General features: G+C 35.5%; 15 protein-coding genes. 6 read left to right on the top strand and 9 right to left on the bottom strand.

From position 1 onward, the window contains the following. Positions 1 to 1,055: 1,055 nt before the first annotated feature. Both FXW07_RS01630 and FXW07_RS01625 read left to right on the top strand, forming a co-directional pair. Positions 1,056 to 2,777, top strand: coding sequence for a hypothetical protein (locus FXW07_RS01630; protein ID WP_229393466.1), 1,722 nt, complete (start codon positions 1,056 to 1,058; stop codon positions 2,775 to 2,777). A 240-nt stretch (positions 2,778 to 3,017) separates the two neighbouring features. Continuing rightward, entirely contained in the window at positions 3,018 to 4,145 is a 1,128-nt protein-coding gene (locus FXW07_RS01625) for a hypothetical protein (RefSeq protein ID WP_229393465.1), read from the top strand. A 414-nt stretch (positions 4,146 to 4,559) separates the two neighbouring features. Here FXW07_RS01625 and FXW07_RS01620 read toward each other — a convergent pair whose 3' ends face one another. From FXW07_RS01620 to FXW07_RS01590, 7 genes are all read right to left on the bottom strand, one after another. Continuing rightward, positions 4,560 to 5,888: a polysaccharide biosynthesis C-terminal domain-containing protein gene (locus FXW07_RS01620; RefSeq protein WP_229393464.1), complete on the bottom strand. Its 1,329-nt coding sequence runs from the start codon at positions 5,886 to 5,888 to the stop codon at positions 4,560 to 4,562. A 13-nt stretch (positions 5,889 to 5,901) separates the two neighbouring features. Continuing rightward, positions 5,902 to 6,450, bottom strand: a complete 549-nt coding sequence (locus tag FXW07_RS19180; RefSeq protein WP_276573340.1) for a hypothetical protein — start codon at positions 6,448 to 6,450, stop codon at positions 5,902 to 5,904. After that, entirely contained in the window at positions 6,437 to 7,399 is a 963-nt protein-coding gene (gene murB / locus FXW07_RS01610) for a UDP-N-acetylmuramate dehydrogenase (protein ID WP_229393463.1), read from the bottom strand. The genes FXW07_RS19180 and murB overlap by 14 nt, the downstream gene beginning before the upstream one ends. After that, complete coding sequence (locus FXW07_RS01605) at positions 7,392 to 8,654, bottom strand: UDP-N-acetylglucosamine 1-carboxyvinyltransferase (protein ID WP_229393462.1); 1,263 nt, start codon at positions 8,652 to 8,654, stop codon at positions 7,392 to 7,394. Before FXW07_RS01605 ends, murB begins: the two co-directional genes overlap by 8 nt. Before the next feature lie 47 nt (positions 8,655 to 8,701). Continuing rightward, a complete protein-coding gene (locus FXW07_RS01600; RefSeq protein WP_048118570.1) occupies positions 8,702 to 9,637 on the bottom strand; it encodes an SDR family oxidoreductase in 936 nt (311 codons plus the stop codon). A gap of 68 nt (positions 9,638 to 9,705) precedes the next feature. Further along, positions 9,706 to 10,638 carry an SDR family oxidoreductase gene (locus FXW07_RS01595; protein WP_229393461.1) on the bottom strand — a complete coding sequence of 311 codons (933 nt, stop codon included), beginning with the start codon at positions 10,636 to 10,638 and terminating at the stop codon, positions 9,706 to 9,708. A gap of 32 nt (positions 10,639 to 10,670) precedes the next feature. After that, positions 10,671 to 12,410 (bottom strand): nucleotide sugar dehydrogenase, encoded by a 1,740-nt coding sequence (locus FXW07_RS01590; RefSeq protein WP_229393460.1) that lies wholly within the window; start codon positions 12,408 to 12,410, stop codon positions 10,671 to 10,673. Between the two features lie 1,357 nt (positions 12,411 to 13,767). Here FXW07_RS01590 and FXW07_RS01585 point away from each other — a divergent pair. From FXW07_RS01585 to FXW07_RS01570, 4 genes are all read left to right on the top strand, one after another. Next, on the top strand, positions 13,768 to 13,935 hold the full coding sequence (locus tag FXW07_RS01585; protein ID WP_229393459.1) for a hypothetical protein: 168 nt from the start codon (positions 13,768 to 13,770) through the stop codon (positions 13,933 to 13,935). A gap of 74 nt (positions 13,936 to 14,009) precedes the next feature. Then, positions 14,010 to 15,047 (top strand): acyltransferase, encoded by a 1,038-nt coding sequence (locus FXW07_RS01580; RefSeq protein WP_229393458.1) that lies wholly within the window; start codon positions 14,010 to 14,012, stop codon positions 15,045 to 15,047. A gap of 198 nt (positions 15,048 to 15,245) precedes the next feature. After that, on the top strand, positions 15,246 to 15,851 hold the full coding sequence (locus FXW07_RS01575; RefSeq protein ID WP_229393457.1) for a GyrI-like domain-containing protein: 606 nt from the start codon (positions 15,246 to 15,248) through the stop codon (positions 15,849 to 15,851). Between the two features lie 404 nt (positions 15,852 to 16,255). After that, complete coding sequence (locus tag FXW07_RS01570) at positions 16,256 to 16,816, top strand: hypothetical protein (protein ID WP_229393456.1); 561 nt, start codon at positions 16,256 to 16,258, stop codon at positions 16,814 to 16,816. 153 nt (positions 16,817 to 16,969) lie between these two features. On the opposite strand, the gene FXW07_RS01565 is transcribed toward FXW07_RS01570, so the two are convergent. Both FXW07_RS01565 and FXW07_RS01560 read right to left on the bottom strand, forming a co-directional pair. Continuing rightward, the gene (locus FXW07_RS01565) at positions 16,970 to 20,821 is read right to left on the bottom strand and encodes an AAA family ATPase (RefSeq protein WP_229393455.1); all 3,852 of its coding nucleotides are present in this window, start codon (positions 20,819 to 20,821) and stop codon (positions 16,970 to 16,972) included. Next, positions 20,811 to 22,124, bottom strand: coding sequence for an exonuclease SbcCD subunit D (locus FXW07_RS01560; RefSeq protein ID WP_229393454.1), 1,314 nt, complete (start codon positions 22,122 to 22,124; stop codon positions 20,811 to 20,813). Before FXW07_RS01560 ends, FXW07_RS01565 begins: the two co-directional genes overlap by 11 nt. Between the last annotated feature and the right edge of the window lie 168 nt (positions 22,125 to 22,292).

Genomic DNA, 22,292 nt, shown 5'->3' with positions numbered 1-22,292 from the left:
ATCAGAGCCTATCTAGAAACTCAAAATCTGATATTTTATATATGGATTTGGAATAGTCAAGCGAATACTTAATCATGGAAAATGATCCTGAAAACTCCTGATAATTGGAATAGGATAAGTTTGGAATTAGTTTTACATGTATATAAGTATAACTTTAGTTGACATTACCAACAGTTTTAAATCTCATCATAGCCGTAATAGCACGGAAATTTATATTGGTGACTTATATACTCTGATTCCTTATACATATATAAACTACTCAAATATTATATTTTATAATTAAATATTTTGCAGCATTAATTTTGCTATTAAAACAAAATGTCATTATGGCATAAAAGTCAACTGTAGTTAGTAGAAATCATTACATCTTCAGGGAGTGACTGGTACTTGAAAATTTAGTTATTGGTCACATGTTAACTCTGAATCGCTATCTGTTGATGAAAAGCTATCAACGATTTGCTCAATAACTAAATTTCCATGATACTAGTGTCATGGCAACTTAGTTATGACACTTCAATACATAGACAATACTTCATCTGTAGTCCCGTTCTTAATTATAATGATCCATAACTAAATTGCTTAGACACTAGTGTCACGTCAACAGCAAAATGTTGTATAATATCGATTACAACTATGCAGAATCATAACTACGCAGAATCATTCAATCCTTATGAATTTACGCGACACTATATATTAGTTTGACATGTCCTGCTAATTTATATTATCATCTTACAAAAATTCATTGTTTCAGCATAGTATCTTCCAAAAACTAAAAAATTTTGAAAGTCAACATGTAAAGAAGATAAGAACTTGAACCGTATTGAAAAAGAATAAAGCATACGGACCACTACATTAAAATATGTGATTTTAACATATGTGATTTATCACATCAGGCTATATAAAAAGAAATATTATAAATAAAGTTACTAACAGGAACATAAACTAATGAACGAAAAATAAAATATTACGGATTTCAGTGTGGTTGTCAGATGTTTTCCAAAAATGATCATTTTAGTATTTCCAGATTTAATAAAATAATGTCAATATTTGGATTCATGTTAATACTTTCGACATTATCTATTATTATTCATAACTCTTCTGCAAATGTCTATACCTTTTCAATATATGAATCATATCCAGAATACTTTTGGTTACTTATTATTATAGCTCTCTTTATAGGTCAGATTATACTACTGAACAGTGCATTTTCTAAATCTAAAACTAATTCCTGGATAGCTGGATTTCTAATTATTATTATCTCAGACTTAATTTTGTTACTTATGCCAATTATAAAAGGTTATTTTGTAAATGGTAGGTATGATGCTTTAACTCATATTGGTTATATGGTTGATATCAGGAAATATCATAATATTGGTTCGAACCCCTATCCCATACTTCATATATGGGGTTTTGTACTAAATTATATGTCCGGTCTGAGTTATAATGATATATCTATGTTAATACCTGCTTTTCTTTCATTATTCTATATTTTTTCATGGTATTTATTAGGGAGATTAGTATTCAAAAAGAATAATATGATATTATTTATGTTATCGATGTCTTCAATATTATTATTTGGTAGTAAAAATAGTATGCTTAGTCCAAACGGAGAAACACTTCTTTTTGTTCCTTTTTTTCTTTACATTTTTTTCAAATCAAGAGTAGCCAAGAAACCTATACCCTACGAAATTTTATTAATATTAATTAGTTTTTTTGTTGTGTTTTCTCATCCATTAATATCAATTTTACTTATAATGACTCTTATAATCTCAGATTATCCAATTTTCGCTACCGTTAAATGGAGGAAATCAAATTATATTGTTTTAATAATCTTATGTTGTTTTTTAATGTGGTCTTCTTATATTCCCATTTTAACTAACAATATAAAACTAATATTAGATAATATGATTTTATATGATGGAACTGGTTCCGAATTAGGAAGATATTCTAATTCTCTCAATTCTGTTCATATTCCATTTTTATATATAGTTATAATAGGTTTGAGACTTTATGGTTTAGAGGTTTTGTTAGGTGTTCTTTCACTTATTTGCATATCCTTAGTATTTATCTTTTGGAAAAAATATCATGTAGAAATAGACTACTATCATAAATTTTCAATAGTAGGCTGGCTATTTTTTGTACTTCTTTCATTGTTAATCTTAATTTTTGCTGATTCATTTGGTTTTATAAGAATTTACCAATATTCTATACTTTTTTCTATTATGCTTATTCCCTTATCAATAAATATGTTATTAGAAAGAACTGAAGTAAAAGAAAAAAAGCATCATTTTAAATTGTTGCCGCTATTGTCTCTTTTTTTACTACTAATTACATATTTTTCAACATATAATTTGTTTTTCGCTCCAATTAACTTAAATATAGACCAACAAACTCCAGAAAGCGAATTTTCTGGAATGGAAGTATTTTATCACGTAAAAAATAATTCACAACCTACCTTAGAACTTGGAATTACAAATTTTAGAGTTTATGACGCAGTTTATGGTGTGGCAGAAGGCAAAAAAGAAAAGATACGCTATACGAATCCCGTTATCGAGCACTTTGACTACACAAGTAACTCTTCGATAAACAGTTATTATAATGAAACATCATACCTTTTAATTAGCGATGTAGGTAGATATCAAAAACAAAAACTGTTTCCAGATCTTAAAAGCGAATGGGATTTTACTCCTAAGGATTTTAAGAAATTAAACAATGATGCAGGAGTTACTAAATTTTACTCAAATAAATTCTTGGAAATGTATATAATTAACCATTAATAATATATTAATTTCAATATACGTTGTATATCTCGGAATGTATTCAGGACTTATGCACTTGAAGAACAAAATCAATTACGTCAAAGACTGTGGATTAAAGTAAAGTTTTAAACAGTTGGCGGTCTAATGCTGTTGATTCTTCAGTTCAACTGCGTAAGTCCTAATATTTTTAAAAATGTTTTAATATCGTATATATATTAATGAGGGCTTTCCATTAAAATATTGTATCTAATCTCGGCAATGGCATATAATTCCGGAAAAGGTGGCCATTATTATAGTTTAAGAACAACTTCTGAAGCAATTAGTATGAAGTTTGACTGTACAATAGTTGTTATTGGAACTAAAGAATCCCCAGTGATAAATCAGTCTAAACTAAAAGTATATAACTTAGTATACAAAAACCTAGGTTTTTTTCAAGTAATGAAAGACCTGAAAAAAGTTGTTGATCTTGAGTGTCCTGATGTTATTCACAGTTTTGATGAGGATGCTTTCTTTTTTGGAAGTTTACTTAGTTTTGTTTACAAAAAACCATATATACATACGAAATGTGGGGGTGCCAATCCAAGAATAGCTCTCCCAAAAGTTAATAATTTAATACTATACTCCCAGGAAAATTTTAAATATTACCAGTCTTCAAGAAGATTTAAAAAAGCAAACATTCAGTACATTCCAAATAGAGTAGGGACAATTAATCAAAATTTTTATAAAATAAATAATCTCAAGTCTTCAATAGGCAGTGATAGCTCAAAAATCTTCTTGATAATCTCAAGGATCGATGAATCTAAAAAAAATGACATATTACAGACAATAAACCTTGTAAAAAGATTAAATATTGAGGGCGTAAAAGCTAAATTGATCATTGTCGGAGTTATTCAGGATGAAAAAACTGGTGAAGAAATTAAAACCACTGTCGATAGCAACATATATCTATTTACAGATGATGAATATGCAATCAATGCCAGTCAATTAATTGATGTTGCAGATTTTGTTGTGGGGGGAGGAAGAAGTTTTATGGAAGCTGCATCAAGAGGTAAGATAATGTTATGTCCCTTAAAGAATTCAAAGTATCCTTTACTAATTACCGAAAAAAATTTTGACAAAGCATTTAATCAGAATTTTTCAAGTAGGATAACTATTGACGACTTTGATCCAGATGAAAATTATCAACAAATATCTCAGGCATTAATAGATGAAAAGTATGCAAATGAAATTACAAAATTTATAAAATCGGCCTCGAATAAGTACTTTGAGATTGACAGTCAACTCGCGAAATACTATGAGATTTATAGTAAAATAAAATACAAGCCTTGTTTCAATATCTTTGATCTGACAGTTCAGTTTTTTAGACTAGTGTCGAGTCAAACGTGAAACGTCGTGTAAAATTGATTGCAATTATTCGGAATTATTAAATCCTTGATGATTGACTCGACACTAGTGTTATAGCAACTTAGTTATGACGCGTTAATACATAGACAACATTTCATCCTTAGTCCCGTTCTTAATTATAATGATCCATAACTAAATTGCTTAGACACTAGTATTCTGTAATAAATTAATGTTTTAATTTTTAGTTCCGCATTTTTAAGCACGTAAATATCGCCTGATATCGATACATGTGCTTAAACTTAAGCACATCATATGCAAGGTAACATTTCTAAATAGCAATCATCTGACCTCACAGAGATACGGAAAAGCATATATGCGCCTAAAAAGCCGGAAGTTGGGTTTAATATACATTGACTCGTACTATGAATCGCTTTTAAACATGAAAGCAGAGAAACTTTAGTTCGATTTTGATGATACATTTTTTCCCTTAATAATTTTCAAAATTACATTTAACAGAAAATCAAAATCATTTTTATTACAAATAAATAACTCTCTTAAACTCAACTGAGTAATTCGTAGATAATAATATAAAATTGATACCGATGCAATTGTATAACTAACGGTTGAAGCAAAAGCAGCACCACAACCTCCAAAATCTGGTATTAAAATTATATTAAGCACTATATTGATCAAAACGGCTGGTAAAAACAATTTTATAGTAATATCAGGTTTCCCTCTACCAGCCAGATCCATGTTAATAATTTTAAAAAAACTCATCATAACTATTCCAGGTAATAGTATTTTTAGCATTTTGATACTTGGAATATATTCTTCTCCATACAAAAAAGGAATTATATACCCACTTGCAAAATACAAAAATACTGATCCGAAAAGGACAACAGGGAAAATAATCCTTACCATTTTTGCAATATCTTGAGAGAATTTATTTGAATCCTTTGCGTTTGCACTATACGCAAAAATAACTAGCCCAAATGCAGCTGGTAGCTGCCATAATAATTCAGCAAAACCAACTCCTATTGTATATTGACCTATTTCTGCAACATTACTCAAGTGTTCAAGTATGATTATGTCCACTCTATAATTTAAATTCAAGATAAACAATGAAAGAGCATATACAGAGCCTATAGACACCATCTTTTTAATTATTTCAGATTTACAGCATATTTTCAAAGAATATTGACTATTAATTGACAAGACTGCATATATAGCAAGCCCAATTTTGGCAATCAGTGTGGCTAAAACTGCGCCTAATATATATAATTTTATAAAAAATACAAAAAAGATAATGAGTACAAAATTAATTATAGGTACTAAATACGTTATTTTATTGAATTTATTTATTTTTTGTTTGCCAATTAAAATTCCAGTAAAGTAATTTATAGTCAGATCTGCAGGAACTGTAAGCGAAGCAAGTAATATTAACATCAGGTTATAATCTGGATTTTTAGTGTACGCAATTATTGCAACTGAAGTTAAAACTCCAATTATGCTCGATGAAATAAGTAATAATAATGTTACACCTACAATGTCTGACTCTGAATACTTTTTCCTACCAAGATAATAAACAGTTGCCTGACGCATTCCCATACTTAAAAGGCTAATCAAAATTGTAGGATAAACTAAAAGAGCCGTGAAGGCTCCTCTTCCCGCAGGTCCAAGCCATCTCGCAAGTAGTACTCCTGATACGAAACCTATAATCAATGTTAACATCTGAGTGCCAAAAACAGATATACCATCTTTTGCCAAACTGTAGTTCTTTACCATTTTATACCCTACGTTATTCAATTGTTTTTGCAGGAATTCCTACGGCGGTTGTGTTTTTAGGTACATCAGTCAGTACAACTGAATTTGCACCAATTACAGCATTTTCATGAACAGTTATTCCACCTATAACTTTTGCCCCAGAATAAATTATTGCTCCTTGTTTTATTGTGGGGTAGGACTTTGGTTCGTCTTTATGCCCATGGCTTCCAAATGTAGTTTGTTGAAAAATTGTAACTTCATCTTCAATAATTACTCCCGCTCCAATTATTACGCCTGAAGGATGAGTAAATTTTATTCTATTACCTAACTTAGCTCTATAATCGATTTCATTGCCGCCAAAAATATATTGTCGATATTTAATAAGAGGAAGAGCTCTCCTGGCCATTTTTGATTTTAGATAACAATATCTAGAAATACGATACCAAAATATCAGTTTAAAAGAAATATTCAAAGAAAAGATCACAACCTTACCCAATAAATTTTTGCCACCATAAAAAATTAAATCTTGATTTATATCTTTCAAGCAGTTCTTTAAACTGTATTCAGGCTCATCTTTTTTCAATTATTCCAACCTCATGCAACGATCTGAGACTTCCCAGCTCTCCTAAATACTTTACTTCGCTTTCTAAACAAATTCCATAACGTTGATATACAATTTTTCGAATATATTGGGCAATAGAAATCACATCTTTAGCTGTAGCATTCCCCAAGTTTACTATAAAATTGGCATGCTTTTCCGAAATTTGAGCACCACCTATTTGATAACCTTTTAAACCTGCTTCTTCAATTAACTTTCCAGGAGGTGCAACAGTGTCGTTCATAACAGGATTACTTAAAAAAACAGATCCACAATTTGGATAATTAAGTGGAAATTTGTTCTTACGTTTATTTAGTATATCTCTCATTTCGGACTTTATTCGTTCTTTTTCTCCAATTTCACATTCTAACTCAATTTTACAAATTATATAACCAGAATCCTGAAATACTGATTTTCTGTAAGAAAAATCACATTCTTTTTGAGAAAAAGATATCAAATTATAATTCCTGTCAATAACCCATATTTTTTTGACAATATCTCCTATGCATTTTCCACCGCTTCCTCCGTTCATAAAAATAAGTCCGCCAAGAGTGCCTGGAATTCCAATAGCATGTTCAAGACCTGATAAACCATTATCTGATAATATTTTTGCAAATTTTGGAGTCCAGATACCTGCTTCTGCGCAAACCCTGTTACCTTTAATAGTATACTTGGAAAAATTATTTCCCAACTTTACAATGATTCCACGAAAACCTTCATCAGAAAAAAGTAAATTTGTTCCATTTCCTATAATGGCTGTGGGAATTTTCATTAAATCAGCGTATTGTATAATTTCGATTATCTGTTCGATATTATATGGTTCAATTAAAACGTCTGCAGGACCACCAATACGCCAGCTACTATGTTTTGAAAGAGGCTCTTTTAAATAAATATCTCCTATATTTTTATTAATCAAATCATTTATTTTATCCATATCTCACATTTCCCCCCAATGAAATTAATTTTTCCATAAAATTGTCGTATCCTCTTTCAATCTGCCAGGCATCTGAGATCCGGGTCTCGCCTTTTGCCACCAGACCAGCTAACGTTAATGAGATACCAGCTCGGAGATCAAGAGCTCTTACTTGAGCACCATTAAGGGGATTCCCACCGATGATTTCCAGTATATTACCATTGATATTATATTGCAAGCCCATTTTGGCCAGTTCACTTGCATAACAATATCTACCAGGAAAACGCAGGTCAATAATTTTGGAACTACCTTTTGCACAGGCGCCATAAACGGCAAATAAAGGTTGCATATCCGAATTAATTCCCGGGTAAGGGCCGGTACTAATCTCTATTGGATAGGGTGTCCCTCCTCTTACGATCAGGCTATTTTCACCAATATAGTACTTTGCTCCACTTTCACGAAGATGTATTAATGGAACTTCAAGATCTCGGAAAGGAAAATTAATAATTTCAATATCTCCACCTGTAATTACTGTAGCAATTAACCAGGTAATCGCTTCCATATTATCAGGAATTACAGAATATTTAACCCCATATAATTTTTCTACCCCTGTAATTTCTATATGTTCCTGTCCAAATACCTGGATTTTTGCACCCATCTTATTAAGAAAATTAATTAAATCTAATATTTCAGGACGAATATGAGGGTTCCAAACTCTAGTTATACCTTCAGCCAAACATCCGCATATTATTGCATTTTCAGTAGCACCTGTCGAACGAATAGGTAAGAATATATCGGTGCCTTTTAGCCCATCTTCTGCTTTGGCACAAAGCATATCATTTTCAACCCAAACTTTTGCCCCCATGTTCCTGAGAATCATTTCGTGCAAATCGAATTTTCTCTCTCCGAGATCACACCCTCCGGGAAGGGGGACTTTCGCTTCGCCTATACGGCTAACTAATGCACCTAATATAAGTAGGGTGTTACGAATTGAACGTTTTTTCCAGTTAAGAACTGATAAGGGAGTTTCTTTCTCATAAATGATTATTTTGTCTTCACTTATATCACAGTTTTTCCCAAGAACTTCCAGCATACCAACGTGAATTTGAGCATCAAGTAACTTAGCAGGATAATTTGTAAGTTCTATTTTTTCCTTTGTTAGCAATGATGCTGCAAGGAGCCTTAAAGCGCTATTTTTTGCTCCACTTATTTTTACTTTCCCTTGAAGTTTAGATGGTTGAATAATATATTCACATGTTGGCACATTCATTTTCATCACTTTCTTATTTAATGACCTTTTAAATCTGTTGTAGATTATTTAAATCAATTTTCATTTATGAACCACTTTGAATACATTTCGAGCCCTTCATCTATTTTGATTTTTGGTTTCCATCCGATCTCGTTCCATGCTTTTTGATAACTTGCAAGGGTATGGTCTGCATCACCTTTTACAGGAGATGTGTAGACAACTTCCGATTTGCTATTATTTATTTTTATAATTTTTTGTGCAAGTTCATTAATGCTGATAGAATGCCCACCACCAATGTTATACACACCTTCTCCTTTTTTCATAAAGATCAAATTTGCCTCAATTATATCATCAATATAAGTGAAATCCCTTGTTTTTTCACCATTTCCAAATATAGTTATAGTTTCATTATTCAAAGCTGACCTTGTAAATATGCTGATTGCAAGATCTGGTCTCATTCGTGGTCCGTAAACAGTAAAATATCTTAAAGATACACTTTTTAAACCATAAAGCTCGTCGAAAACCCGGCAGTAGTGTTCTGCTAACAGTTTCGAAACTCCATAGGGAGATAAAGGTTGATTTGGATGTTCTTCATCGAAAGGGAGGTATTTTACCTTTCCATATACAGAAGAAGAAGAAGCATTTATGATCTTTTTTACATTAGAGTCCATGGCCGCTTTAAGGAGATTCAAGGTTCCAGTGGCATTTACGTCGTGAGATTTCATGGGATCAGTAACCGAGGTCCTAACTCCCGCTTGAGCAGCCTCATGAAAAACATAATCTACTTCATCTAATATGCTTTTCAACAAATGTTCATCCCTTATATCTCCTTCAACGAGTTCAAAATTCTTATTTTCCATGAAAAAATGTATATTTTTTCTTTTTATTGAAGGATCATAGTAGCTATCAAAATTGTCCAGACAGATAACCTCATTCCCCAATTTTAATAAACGGTCAATAATATGAGAGCCTATAAATCCTGCTCCACCAGTTACCAATATTTTTTCCATTTATACTCTCCCTTGCACATTTCAAAATCCAACAATTTCCGTTTATGTTTTTATTTTTTTAAGTTTATTTACTGGACATTTTTAAACCACTCTACTGTTGCAATTAATTCTTTTTTAAATTCATTTTTCGGATTATATCCAAATTCTTTAGCTTTTGATATATCTGCCAGAGAATGTTTGATATCTCCAGGTCTTGGTTCTGCATGTATTGATTTTATTTCCTTTCCCAGTATTTCATTAATGTAATCGGCTAGTTGATTAATTGTAATTCTTCTACCACATGCTATATTGAAAATTCCAGTTTTCTTAGACTCACAGGAAAGAATATTCGCATCAACAACGTTTTTGACAAAAGTGAAATCTCTGCTTTGTTCTCCGTCTCCGTATATCACGGGACTCTCATCGTTTAAAATTGAAGTTATGAAGTTTGGGATTACAGCTGCATATTGAGAATTTGGGTCCTGACGTGGGCCAAAAACGTTGAAATATCTTAAGCTGACTGTTGGAAGGCCATAAAGGTCTTGAAAAACCCTGCAGTACATTTCTCCGGTTGCTTTTGTAATTGCATATGGAGACATCGGGTTTATTGGCATATCCTCTCTTTTTGGGAGAGTTGGAGTGTCACCATATACCGAAGAGGACGACGAAAATATTACTTTCTTAATTCCAGAGTCTTTTGCAGCTATCAGAACATTCAGTGTTCCTGTGACATTCGAGTTATTTGAACTAAAAGGATCTTTCACGCTTCTTGGAACACTGGGAATTGCTGCAAGATGGAAGACATAGTCCTTGTCTTTGAAAATTTCTGTTAAGTTCAAGTCTACTATACTACCTTTTATTACAGTTAAATTTTTGTGGTCTAGTAGATGTTTTATATTTTCAATCTTACCTGTAGATTCATTATCAATAATTGTTACTTCATTATCCTCAAGTAGTTTCTCAGCAAGATGGGAACCAATGAACCCCATTCCACCTGTGACTACTACATTTTTAGTTTTCAAATAATCCCCTCTGTAAAATTGTAATTGTAAAGTTATGAAAGCTGTTGCAATTTTCTTTTCTGGACTTCTTTTTTGATTTGCTGAATATGGCCTCTTCCAAGGGCTTTAACTTCACAGCCAAGTTCGAAATATCTTTTGATATTCTCATCCGATAATATTCCAAAACAGTCAATAACTGCAATAGGCCCGCCTGCCATCTCTACAATGGTTTCTGGCTCAAAACTAAGATATTCCTTATGTGGAACTGCAAGGATCAGGGCCTCTATATCTTTAATTGCTGATGGAAAATCACTTTCTATTTTTAACTCTGCCAGACCTTCCTGGTTTCTAAAGAAATGTTTCCAGGAATGACCAGATGCTGGATATGTATCCTGGTTTTCCATCTCGTACCAGTGATCTACGTATGGATCATGAACACGAATCTCAGCGCCCATTTCAGTCAGTTTTCTGACTACAATTTCACTTCCACTGTATCTTGTATCGCCAACATCCTGCCTGTAACTGGCCCCGCAGATAAGAACATCTGCTCCGGCTATATAGTGCCCCATATTCCGAAGTGCATCTCGAGTAAGTTCGGCTACGTGAAGAGCTCTTGTGTCGTTTACATCAATTGCTGTGGGGGTGATCTTGAAGACCTCATCTCCATCCTCAAAGCCCAGAATATGCTTATAAGCCCAGTAACCCAGACCTCCGTCTTTTGGAAGGCAATAGCCTCCAATCCCTGGGCCTGGGAAGATTATATTACTGTGAGTTGGGCGCATTTTGATTGCATTAATAACTTTTATGAGATCGACACCGTTTCTTTCTGAAAAAAGACTCCATTCATTAAGGAAAGCAAGTATTGTTGCACGGTAGGAGTTTTCAATGATTTTTGCGGTTTCAGACTCAATAGGCCTATCCATTATAGTCAGAGGGTAATCTTTAGTGTTTATTACTTCACTGAGAAACTTTTCAACCTTTTCTCTTGCTTCGTCAGTACAACCTGCACAGACTCTCCAGAAGTCACGTACACTTGCCACATAATCTCTTCCAGGCATTACACGTTCAAAACTGTGTGCAAGTAACGGGGTTGAATCAATTCCACGCTTCTGGAATGCTTTTTTCAGGAGAGGAAGTGCAACGAATTCGGTAGTCCCTGGAGCAACAGTTGTTTCTATTAGCACAAGACAATCGGGGCAGATGTTTTCTCCAATTATTTTCATGGAAGCTTCAAGTGCTGCCATATCGGCTTCACCGGTCCTGACATTTCCAAGTTCACACTTTACATAATCGCACTGGATATCTACCACAACAACATCGGCAAGTTTTAGACATTCGTTTGTGTATGTAGCTACAAGCGTTTTTGTTTCAAGAACACAGCGTTTTATAATCTCATCTACTTCTTTATCTTCTGATTTAACAGGAGATTGTCCTCTGTTTAGCAGTGGTATTTTCCAGTAACTGCGAGTACTTGGTCTCTGACAACCGATTACAAATTTACTATAATTCCCGTTTTCGTCTTTCGTATCTGCAATAATCGCAGCCATTACAGCTCCAACAAACCCGACACCCATCACAACGACAATCTCTTTCCCTTCTTTACGAGCTTTGTCCACAAGACCTTTAATTCTTTTAAACTCTTCTTTGTATTCTTCAGGTTCAGGTATTGAAAATTTTTCTCCTTCCGGACTAACTGAATAATTTATAATGTTAGAAGTAAGGTCAACGGACCCACTCTTTTCACCCTGAAAGCTTTCCTGAACAGCCGAATAATTGTTTATTTGAGAAGACATCACTCATCTCTCCAAAAATTTTCAATAAAATTAATTATTTTCTAGCCAAGTTTCGTATTTTATCTGGCCTTGTGCCAAGAATAATTACAAGCTTCATATTTTTACCTTGTCTGTGCCGGAAAATCTCATTATCTCAACTAATTTTTATCGAAAAACACTTCATAGTTATTTAACTTCTTTGATTGACATTTATGCCATATCCCTTTGAGATATTTAGGATTTCTTTCTCTTGATTTATATTCTGCTTTGTTTTTATATAAATTATTTTTATGAACTCTTTTGCAATATAATTTTTAAATAAATCCTGTTATACATAAAAAAACTTTCCTAAATTGTACTAATATCAATGCTTTAAAGGTAAAATAAGAGTTATTAATGTAGAACTGTCTACCTTTGAACTTGAGTCTTCCCATAAACGGTTTAATATTTAGGAAATTTTTTATAATTATGGGAGACCTGAAATATATCCTATTGACCATAATAATTCTCTTGAAAAATTTGACTGGCCCATAGAGAGACTGAAAAATAAAACAAATCCAACAAAATTTATACTTTGTCCGAACTAGTCACAATTGCCAAAACAGTTCTTTTACCGATTATGAAGTATATTGAAAAGAGCCCCTTTGAACTGGCAGTCCGACCCTCTGCCAAATTGGAATAATAAGCACTTGATGCTGGCCATTTTGCTAATGGATTACTACCATAATTATACTTTTGTGATTTGAAATTATACAAAAGTATCAAAGATCGAAATATGAATTTGAACGAAGAATTATTAAAAATAATTTAGCATGAACGTACGGAATAAAACTGGTTCTCCATACTCTTTTTTGATTTTCTGCTCCTTATCACATCTAAGCCTTGTATGGTAATTCATGGATTCGTTTAGCATGGTTTGAAAAACCAAAACTAGCGTCATGACAATTTAGTTATTGATTATATGTTAAATTTGAATCGCTATCTATTGATGTAAATCTATCAAAAATTATGCTCGATAATTAAGTTGCCATAACACTAGGACAACCTTACTACCTAATGTAATCATGCGATCGATAGTCAAAAAGGGTGAGGTGAAACGTACTTTCATTTCTTTGTGCCTGTAATTTGAAGAATTTCATGTGTGTTTAATGAAATAATTATATATTTTCAAACTATACTACCGAAGAGTACAGATAAATACAAATGTTCGTATCATAAAAAGACAGTGTTTCAAATTTGCTGTAAATTTTAAGTAAAGTTTTTGCGTACGATGGAGAAAATTAATTTCTCAATATGTAATTTTCTACACAATAACTTCTTGAGATTTGTGATTTTACAGAAAACGCACATGAAATTTTCCAAATAGCAGGCACAACCAATGAAAATTCTTGCAGATGGCAGCATTTTCATGCTAAAATTGGCACACTGCCTAAAAACCTATTCTAATTTCATAACACTTAGTATATTTATGCAAAAAGATTTAATTCTCACAAAAAACACACATGAAATCCTTCTAATCACAGGCATTAAAAATGAAAGTACTTGAAAGAACTTTCATGCTAGTATAATGAAATAAATGATAGCTGCACAGAACTTATTACTAAAATTGGAGATTAGATTATGATCTCTCGGTCCTATTCAGAAATAAAAGACAAAATTACTTTAATTGATGGTATTAGTATTATTTTTATCGTACTCTTTCATGAGTTAGGCGGGATAAATCGGCCAGATTCTATATTTTTGTTAAAATATCTTGCCACATTTGGTCTAGTTTTGTTTACGTTTTCATCTGGACTTAAGATGGGGATAAATCATTCTGCAGAAATCAACGACAAATCATTTGTAAGTAAGTATTTTGTGAAGAGATTTACTCGGCTGTATAAAGCGTATATTGGGTATACACTGCTGGCATTTGTTCCTCTATATTGCATTAGTTATATCTCAATTAATTACCTTAACCTAAATTTTGAAGGTATTGCAAATTTTTGGAATAATTTAAACATAGACGGTTTATTTAAAACTCTGATTGGAAATAATATCGTTTCTTATCAATTGTGGTATCTGATTGCACTAATTGTAATAACAACTATTTGTTTTACAATTATATACTATTTTCAGATTGATACTTTATTTTATTTAGGAATACCACTACTGGCATTTGACATTATGTATAAGGACACTTTAAAACTGTACCCTAGTATTTTGTTTAATATCATGATGTATATGCCAGCTTATATTTTTGGGATAGCCTATGGCTACAAGCAATTAGAACAAAATAAACTCTCTATTTCATATATTATTTCAATAGTTTTTGTCGCAATATTTACGGTCTCCATAATTTACCCACAATCGTTTGCATCTAAATATGCTATTTTATTATATGGAATAACATTTCCACCATTTATGATGTTATTTTCTAGACTACTACTAAGTTGCAAATATTTAAAAAAATCATTATTACTGTGTGGAAAATATTCATTCCAAATTTATTTATTTCATTGGCCGATTATTTTACCTGTGTTGAACAGATTTATTATTAGTATTCTCAATATCAATTATTTTTTCACTCCATATGGGGTAGCAATCCTTACAATAATTGTCTGTGTCTATGTGTACAAAGTATGTAAAATATTAAAATTAAATCAGATATTTGAGTAATAGAACCCAGGCAGTGTCTCAAATTTGCTGTAAATTTGAAGTCAAGTTTTTGAGTACTATGAACAAAATTGATTCTTCCGATTTGGAATTTTCTACCCAATAACTTATTTAGATTTCTGATTTTTTCAGAAAAATTGACACACTGCCTTTAATGGAAGAGATTCACTGGAAGATATTGAGTCTCATAGGGGAGAAAATATGAAAAAATCTATCTATAATTACGTTGACCTGCCGAATCCAGGTAAAATGCCGAAAATAGATTTAAAAAAAGAGAATAAAGAACTTTACAATCCATCTGCAAAAGAAGTGTCAACTGTAGACGTTCCTGAAATGAGTTTTCTAATGATAGACGGCGAAGGCGACCCCAATACATCACAGGAATATCAGAACTCCATAGAAGCATTGTTTTCAGTATCTTATAAAATTAAATTTATCTCCAAAAAAGATAGCTCGCAGGATTATGTAGTAATGCCTCTTGAAGGACTCTGGTGGGCTGAAAATCTGGCAGATTTCAACATTCTAGATAAAAGTGGCTGGAAATGGACTGCAATGATAAGGCAGCCCGACTTCATCACGAAAGACATGATGAAAGAGGCCATACAGGAAGTAGAAAAAAAGAAAAAACTACCTGCGCTTTCCAGAATAAAATTTCAAAGCCTGCATGAAGGCTTATCAGCCCAGATAATGCACATTGGTCCATATTCTCAGGAAGGCCAACCAGTAGAGAAATTACATAATTTTATTGAAGAAAAAGGATCTGAGTTTAATGGCAGCCTGGTGAAAAACACCATGAGATATACATAAGTGATATGCGCAGAACAAAACCGGAAAAACTTAAAACTATCATAAGACAACCCATGAAAAGAAAAAAGTAAAATACTGAACAGATAACAAAATTATACACAGATAACAAAATAACGAATAGATAACAAAATAATGAACAGATAACAAGAAATTAATAGAGATCGAAACTCATTGAGAACTGCTTAAGATACTTTTTTGTTTGGATTGTTCAGATTTGTGTTTTTCCTTATTTTTCAATAATTATTAAATTTCAGGAAAATTTATTCTATTATATTTATTTAGTTTCCAACTGTTTAATAGATGCACATTCCGGAGTAAAATTTGTTTTTATCATAATATAATATCTGTTGAAGTTAAGTTATATACAAAATCTCAATAAGTTTTGACAATTTGAAGGAACTGAAATGTTGACTGAGGATGAAATCTTTTCCAACGAAAATTATATTCTGGATCTCTTAAATGAAGTGAAGAGAGAAGGGATCAAAGATTACATCCAGTACATTGAAAATTCCGATTTCTTTTCGGCACCTGCAAGTACAAAATATCATAGAGATTATCCTGGCGGACTTGCGGAACATAGCCTCAATTTATTAGAGCCACTGAAATTATCGAATTCCCGCCTTAAGAAAAAAGAGCAACTTCCTGAGGATTCTCTAACAATTATTGCTTTGTGTCACGACGTCTGTAAGGAAGGGTTATATGTTGGAGACTATGGAAATTATCGGGCGTTGCAAGGCCATCCTGCAAATAATAAACATTCAGTTCTTTCTATTGAAAAGATTAAGAAACACATAAAACTGACACGCATTGAGAGAGATATAATCCTGTATCATATGGGGCTGTTTTCATGCTATGAATATGGTATGGAATATACCCCAGAGGATTTGATGAGAGCTATAAAAAGACACCCTCTTATACAGATTTTTGCGGCCATTGATATGGAAGAAACCCATTGGCAAAGATAAAAATCAAGTTTTTTCAGACAAAAAATCAAGCTTTTTAAAACTAGCTTTTGAACTTTTTAATACAAGTCATATTTTAAGTTCAAAGCTCCTTTTCATAACAGAAAGGACGTACATTTAAATTCCCATCAGGCTCTTTTAAGCTTTAACTCCCTTTTATACCGCATCAAGATCTACAGCCCTGGTTTCAGGAAAACTTTCTACAAGCATCTGTACGGTTTCGGGATGGCAAGTGAAATAAAAAATCTGATTATCTGATGCAAGGTCTTTTATGGCTTCACAGGTACTTTTGCAGCGTTCAGGGTCAAAATTCACCAGCACGTCATCAAAAACAATCGGAAGAGATTCCGAATGCCTGCCGAATTCCCTGATGAAACCGAAGCGCAGGGAGAGATAAAGCTGTTCGGCCGTTCCCCTACTAAGTTCCTGAATGCGCTTCTGGCGTCCGTTCCGGTCTTCAACATAGATTTCGGTAGAGTTGAGTGGGGAATAAATCCTCGTGTACCTGCCTCTGGTAATCTTTGAGAAAAAGGCCTGTGCTTCCACGATAACTGCAGGCTGCCTTTCCTTTTCATATACTTTGACTGCTTTAGCAAGTATCTCACGGGCTAAGACCAGAGAAGCCCATTCCCTTGACTTTTCGTGAAGCTCTTCCAGCAGGCTTTCCTGCATTACTCTTGCCAGAGAACCTTCACTTCCTTGTTCGAGCTGTTCAATCTGATTTCTTATTGCTCCGCGCCTATCTATAGTATCCGAGGTCTCCTGTTCCAGTGCTTTCAGGCATTCCTCCAGACTGTGGTTTTCTTCTTTCAGGCCTGAAAGATCAGAAGCTTGCAGTTCTTCTATGAAAACCCCGTAATCCTTTTCGCCTACGGAAATCCTCTGGATCTGCTGTTCAGCTTCTCTTTTTCTGTTTTCCAGTTCGATCCGCTGAGCCCAGAGCCGGGCGTTTTCATAGAATTCTTCTTCGGTCTCTGCAGAACCGGAGTCCAGAAGAACTGCAAGCTCTTCAGCAGCTTCTTTGTATTTATCCAGGGCTGCCTCAAGGTCAATTTTAAGTTCTTCATATCTGGTTTTCAGCTGCTGCAGGTTTCTTGTCTCATAGGATGCCTTTTCAATGTCTGAACGAAGTTTTTCAACCTGGGAGTCAAAAGAGAGTCCGGAAAGTGAACGTCCACATTCCTGCAGTACCCCGGCTACCTTTGTTTCATAGGCTTCTATCGATGTTCTGCTAGAAGCTATCTGTTCTTCAAGTTTCCGGATTGCCCTCTGCCTGTCAAAGCACGTCCGGATTACCGAAAAGATTTCAAGCACACTTTCTACTGAAAGTGATGGGTCAAGCCCGTAAGTCCCAAGCCAGCCAGTCCACTTTTCTGCCAGTGCATCACGTGCCTTTATCTCCTCAAGGAGCCGGGTTTCAAGCTCTTCTTTTTTACGGTTAAGGCCTTCGGACTCAGCTTCAAGTTTTCTCACTCTTTCAGCCTGGTTAAATGCGAAACTAACATCCTCCCTGAGCTTTGCGATTTCACTTTCGAGTGCAATTCCTACAAAAGGTCTTTCACAGGCCTCCAGAATACTACAGGCTTTTTCTTCGTACTTTTTAACAGTGGCTTCTTTGAGCGTTACCTGCTTTTCCAGTTCGTTTATATTCTTTTGTTTTTCCAGGCAAGCCCTGATTGCAGAAAGGATCTCAAGCACATGCTCAGGAGAGAACTCCGGGCTGAGCCCTGAAGAAATAAGCCACCCTTTCCATTCCTGGAGAACTTCTTCCTGCTTTGCCTCTTGTGCCCGGATAGTATCTTTAAGTTCTATATAACTTGCATTTAACTTATCCAGCTTCTTCTGGAGCTTTTCCTCCCTCTGGCGCAGCTCCCAGGCAGTTTTCAACTCAACCATGACCCTCTGCAGCTCATCGGCTTTCTGTTCCCGTACTGAGGGGTCAGGAATGTCTTCAAAGCCACACTTTTTTGCACGGGTTTTCATGGATGCTTTCAGTGCATTAATCTCTCTGAACAGCTTTTCTTTTGAGTCCTTTACGTTCTGTTTTCGGGACTCAGCGTCTTGGTGCTCTTCCCCGGCAGGGTGGGCTGAGGACTTATTAGTAGCTTTTAAAAAGTATACCGCAGAAGTCGCGAAAAGGAGTAAAAATATGACAAGTCCGGAAAACAGGGTGCCACTAATGCTTTCGTATACCAGGCCAATGCAGCCTGCAAGCAGAACCATTCCTGCAGGCCAGAGGGGTAGCCCATCCTTAGTTTCGTTTTCCCGAGGTCTTAAAGCTGCAAAAAGCATCTCTTCTTTTTCCAGGCTTTTGAGTTCGCCTTCTTTTTCCCTCAGGAGAGGTTGGGCCACCCTGAGATAACTTACAGCTTCAAGCTCCTGCTTTACCTCTTCGGGCCTTGGAAGAGTCGAGTATACCTCAAGTTTCTCTTTTAGGGCTTCGAGTTCCTCACAGACGTCTTTAATTTCCCCAAGGGCAAGTTTGAGCCTGTCGCGGTATCTCTCAATTGTTTTTTCTGCCTCATCCATTTCCCTTCGTTTTCTGAATACAGTTTCTTTTGAAGGGATTGAGTGCTCGAAAAGATCAAGGGCGTTTTCGTCCCATCCTTCCCCAAGCCCTGACAGAGTTTCCCTGAGTTCTGCTTTTCTATCCTGAAGTTCCTGAGTTCCGGAAAGGAGAAAATCTTTATCGGCCTGGTATTTTTCGATTCCGTTTCCAAGTTCGATAACCTGGTCTCTGTGTACAAGGAGGCTTTCTTCAAAAAGGTCGTTTTCCTGAAGGACCCTTTCAATACTGTTAAGGATCTGCTGGAGTTCGTTTCTGGTCTCTTTTATTTTATCCTCAATTTCGTCTACTGACCTTCGCATCTGGATAACGGCTTCCTTTGCAGGAATAGAACGGTCAAAACGCTCCAGAGCTTTCTCATCCCAGGCCGGACCAAGTTCCAGAAGAAGCTCAGAAAAGCCAGTTTTTTCCTGCCTGAGGTTCATTTCCAGAGAAGGTAGCAGTTTTTCTTCAGACCTGTACTTCTCAATTCCGCTTCCCAGTTCCAGCACCGCATCTTTTTGCTTCAGAAGGCTTTCGTCCGGGGAAAGGCTTCGTTCTTTAACGGCATTTTTATCCAGGTCCTGCTGCAGCCTTGAAATGGTCTCCCTTATCTCTTCAATTCTTTCCTGGAGCCTCGTAAGCTTCTCTTCCCCTTTTTCGGGGAAACTCTCAAGCCCAGGTAAGCTTTCAAGGGCAGTTTTTGACTCACGGAGGATCTCCCAGTCTTCCCAGACGGAAAGCAGGTTTTGAATGTGGTTTAATTTTTTCCTTATATTCTGAGACTTTTCTTTTAGTTGGTCAATCTCCAGGGTTTTCTGTTCCAGTTCAAAATGAAGCGAATCGTATTTCTTCTGGGCTCCTTCAAGTTCGGTAATTTTTACTTCAGTTTTCCCTATTTCCCTGAAAAGCTCATTTATAAGAGGTTTACTACCTCTGGGCCTATACAGGTTGGTTTCAATGCTGCTGATCGAGTTCATCAGTCCTGAAATCGAAACTCCAACTCCAGTGCCTGCACTGTAGAGTTTACTGTTGATGCTCTGGTCATTCAGGGTTTCAAAACTCTGCAGTTCTTCAAGGCCAAAAGCATAGATATTTTCAAAGACATTTCTGTCTGCGTGGCCCAGCAGTTTAATAAGTTCAATTTTACCCCCTGTATTCCCATCTGGGAGCACAACCTTTACATCTTCTTTTTTGCCCGCATTTCTTTCTATGACCCATCGGTCTCCAGTAGAATCGATGACTGCAAGCCTTCCCCCATGCTTTCCTCCTCCAAGTGGAGGATAGAGGTTGCAGAGCCTTGTGTTAGGGATGCCGAAAAACATCCTCCGGATAAAAGTAAATAATGTCGATTTTCCTGCTTCGTTTGCTCCCATAAAAATGACCAGGCCGGAGGGCAGATCTTCCATCGACAAGCTGGAAAACTTGCCGAAACCATCAATATGGATGGCATTAATTTTCATTATCTTCCTCCGTGAGTAAAGCATCAAGCAGGATATTTTCAGCGCGCTGAAGCAGGTAGTTCATTTCTTCATCATCAATTCTGGCAATGTGCTTTCTCCCGTTTCTGGAATCAAAAAGAGGGGATAGGACTTCACAAAACTCATCCAGGGCTTTTTCATCGGTCTTCAAGCCCTCTACGATTTTTACCAGATCTCCCACAAAATCTTCCCTTTTCAGAAGGAGCTCTCTTTCTACGGGAAAGAGTGTATCATCCTCTATTCGGTCTACCCAGATGAACTGCCGGCCCCAGGTTTCGCCTTCCCTGAGCAAACGCAGGAGGTCTTCAAGAAATCCCTCCTGCCTGAGAATGTGATGCAGCGGTCCCCTCCCTTTAAGGGCAAAACTGCAAATCACAGACCTTCTCCCGGAATTTTCCCTTATGGCATCAAGCTGGCTTTGAAGGCTTTCTATTAGCTCCCCCTCTTTTTCCAGGCCTTCTATGGAAATTTCCCTGATATGCCAGCGGACAGAGTCGGTCTCTATGAATCTGGTAGAAATATCTCCTCCTGGGGAAACATCCACAACAAAGCACCCCCTGGCACCGTTTTCACCGGAATGCCTTCCCTGTGGATTTCCAGGATATATCACAACCGGAGCCTCTTTGCAAACGATAGAAGGAGTATGGATATGGCCAAGCGCCCAGTAGTCATAATTGAGCTCCCTGAGGTCCTGCAGTGTACAGGGTGCATAAGGTGCGTGTTCCGGGTTGCTTCCCACGCTGCAATGCAGCAGTCCTATAGTAAACGGCCAGTTACCTTCTTTTTTTGGAAAGTTTTTCACAAGATTTTTCATTATGTGCTGTGCTGGATAACTCATCCCCACTATAACAGCAGCAGTTTCTCCGTCTTTTTTGAATTCCACAACTTCGGCCCTGTTCCCTTTCATGATATGTACGTTTTCGGGCCATGTAAGGCTTGCAGACCAGCCGTCAAGAGGGTCGTGGTTCCCATGGCATATAAAAACCTGAATTCCGGCAGTTTCGAGCTTCCTGAGCCCCTCTATAAACCTGACCTGAGCATAAAGGCTCTTGTCGGCACTGTCATACACATCCCCCGCAATAAGCAAAAAGTCGACTTCTTCTTCTATACAGAGCTCTATAATTGCCTCATAAGCCTGAAAGGTAGCTTTCGCAAGCCTTTCCCCAAGTTCAGGATCAATTCCTGAAATTCCTGTAAATGGACTGTCAAGGTGTAAATCCGCAGCATGGACAAAACTCAAAGTCCCTGCCTTGCCAGAATTTGCCGACATTTTTGTTTTTTTCATTGGAGATACCACTAACATATTTATAATATTTATACCCCCAACGGTATATAAACCCAATTAAATGTTCTGGTTTGAGGGCTTCAGAAACGAATGCTTAAAAATTAGTATTCATTTCGCAGGTGTTTCTTAAATGTTTAAATCTTGAACTCGAAAATGCTCAAAAATACT

The sequence above is a fragment of the Methanosarcina sp. DH1 genome (genome assembly GCF_020804205.1).
GTDB lineage: Archaea > Halobacteriota > Methanosarcinia > Methanosarcinales > Methanosarcinaceae > Methanosarcina > Methanosarcina vacuolata.
The sequence above is the reverse complement of the archived record's forward strand: the minus strand, read 5'-3'. Positions and strand labels throughout refer to the sequence as shown.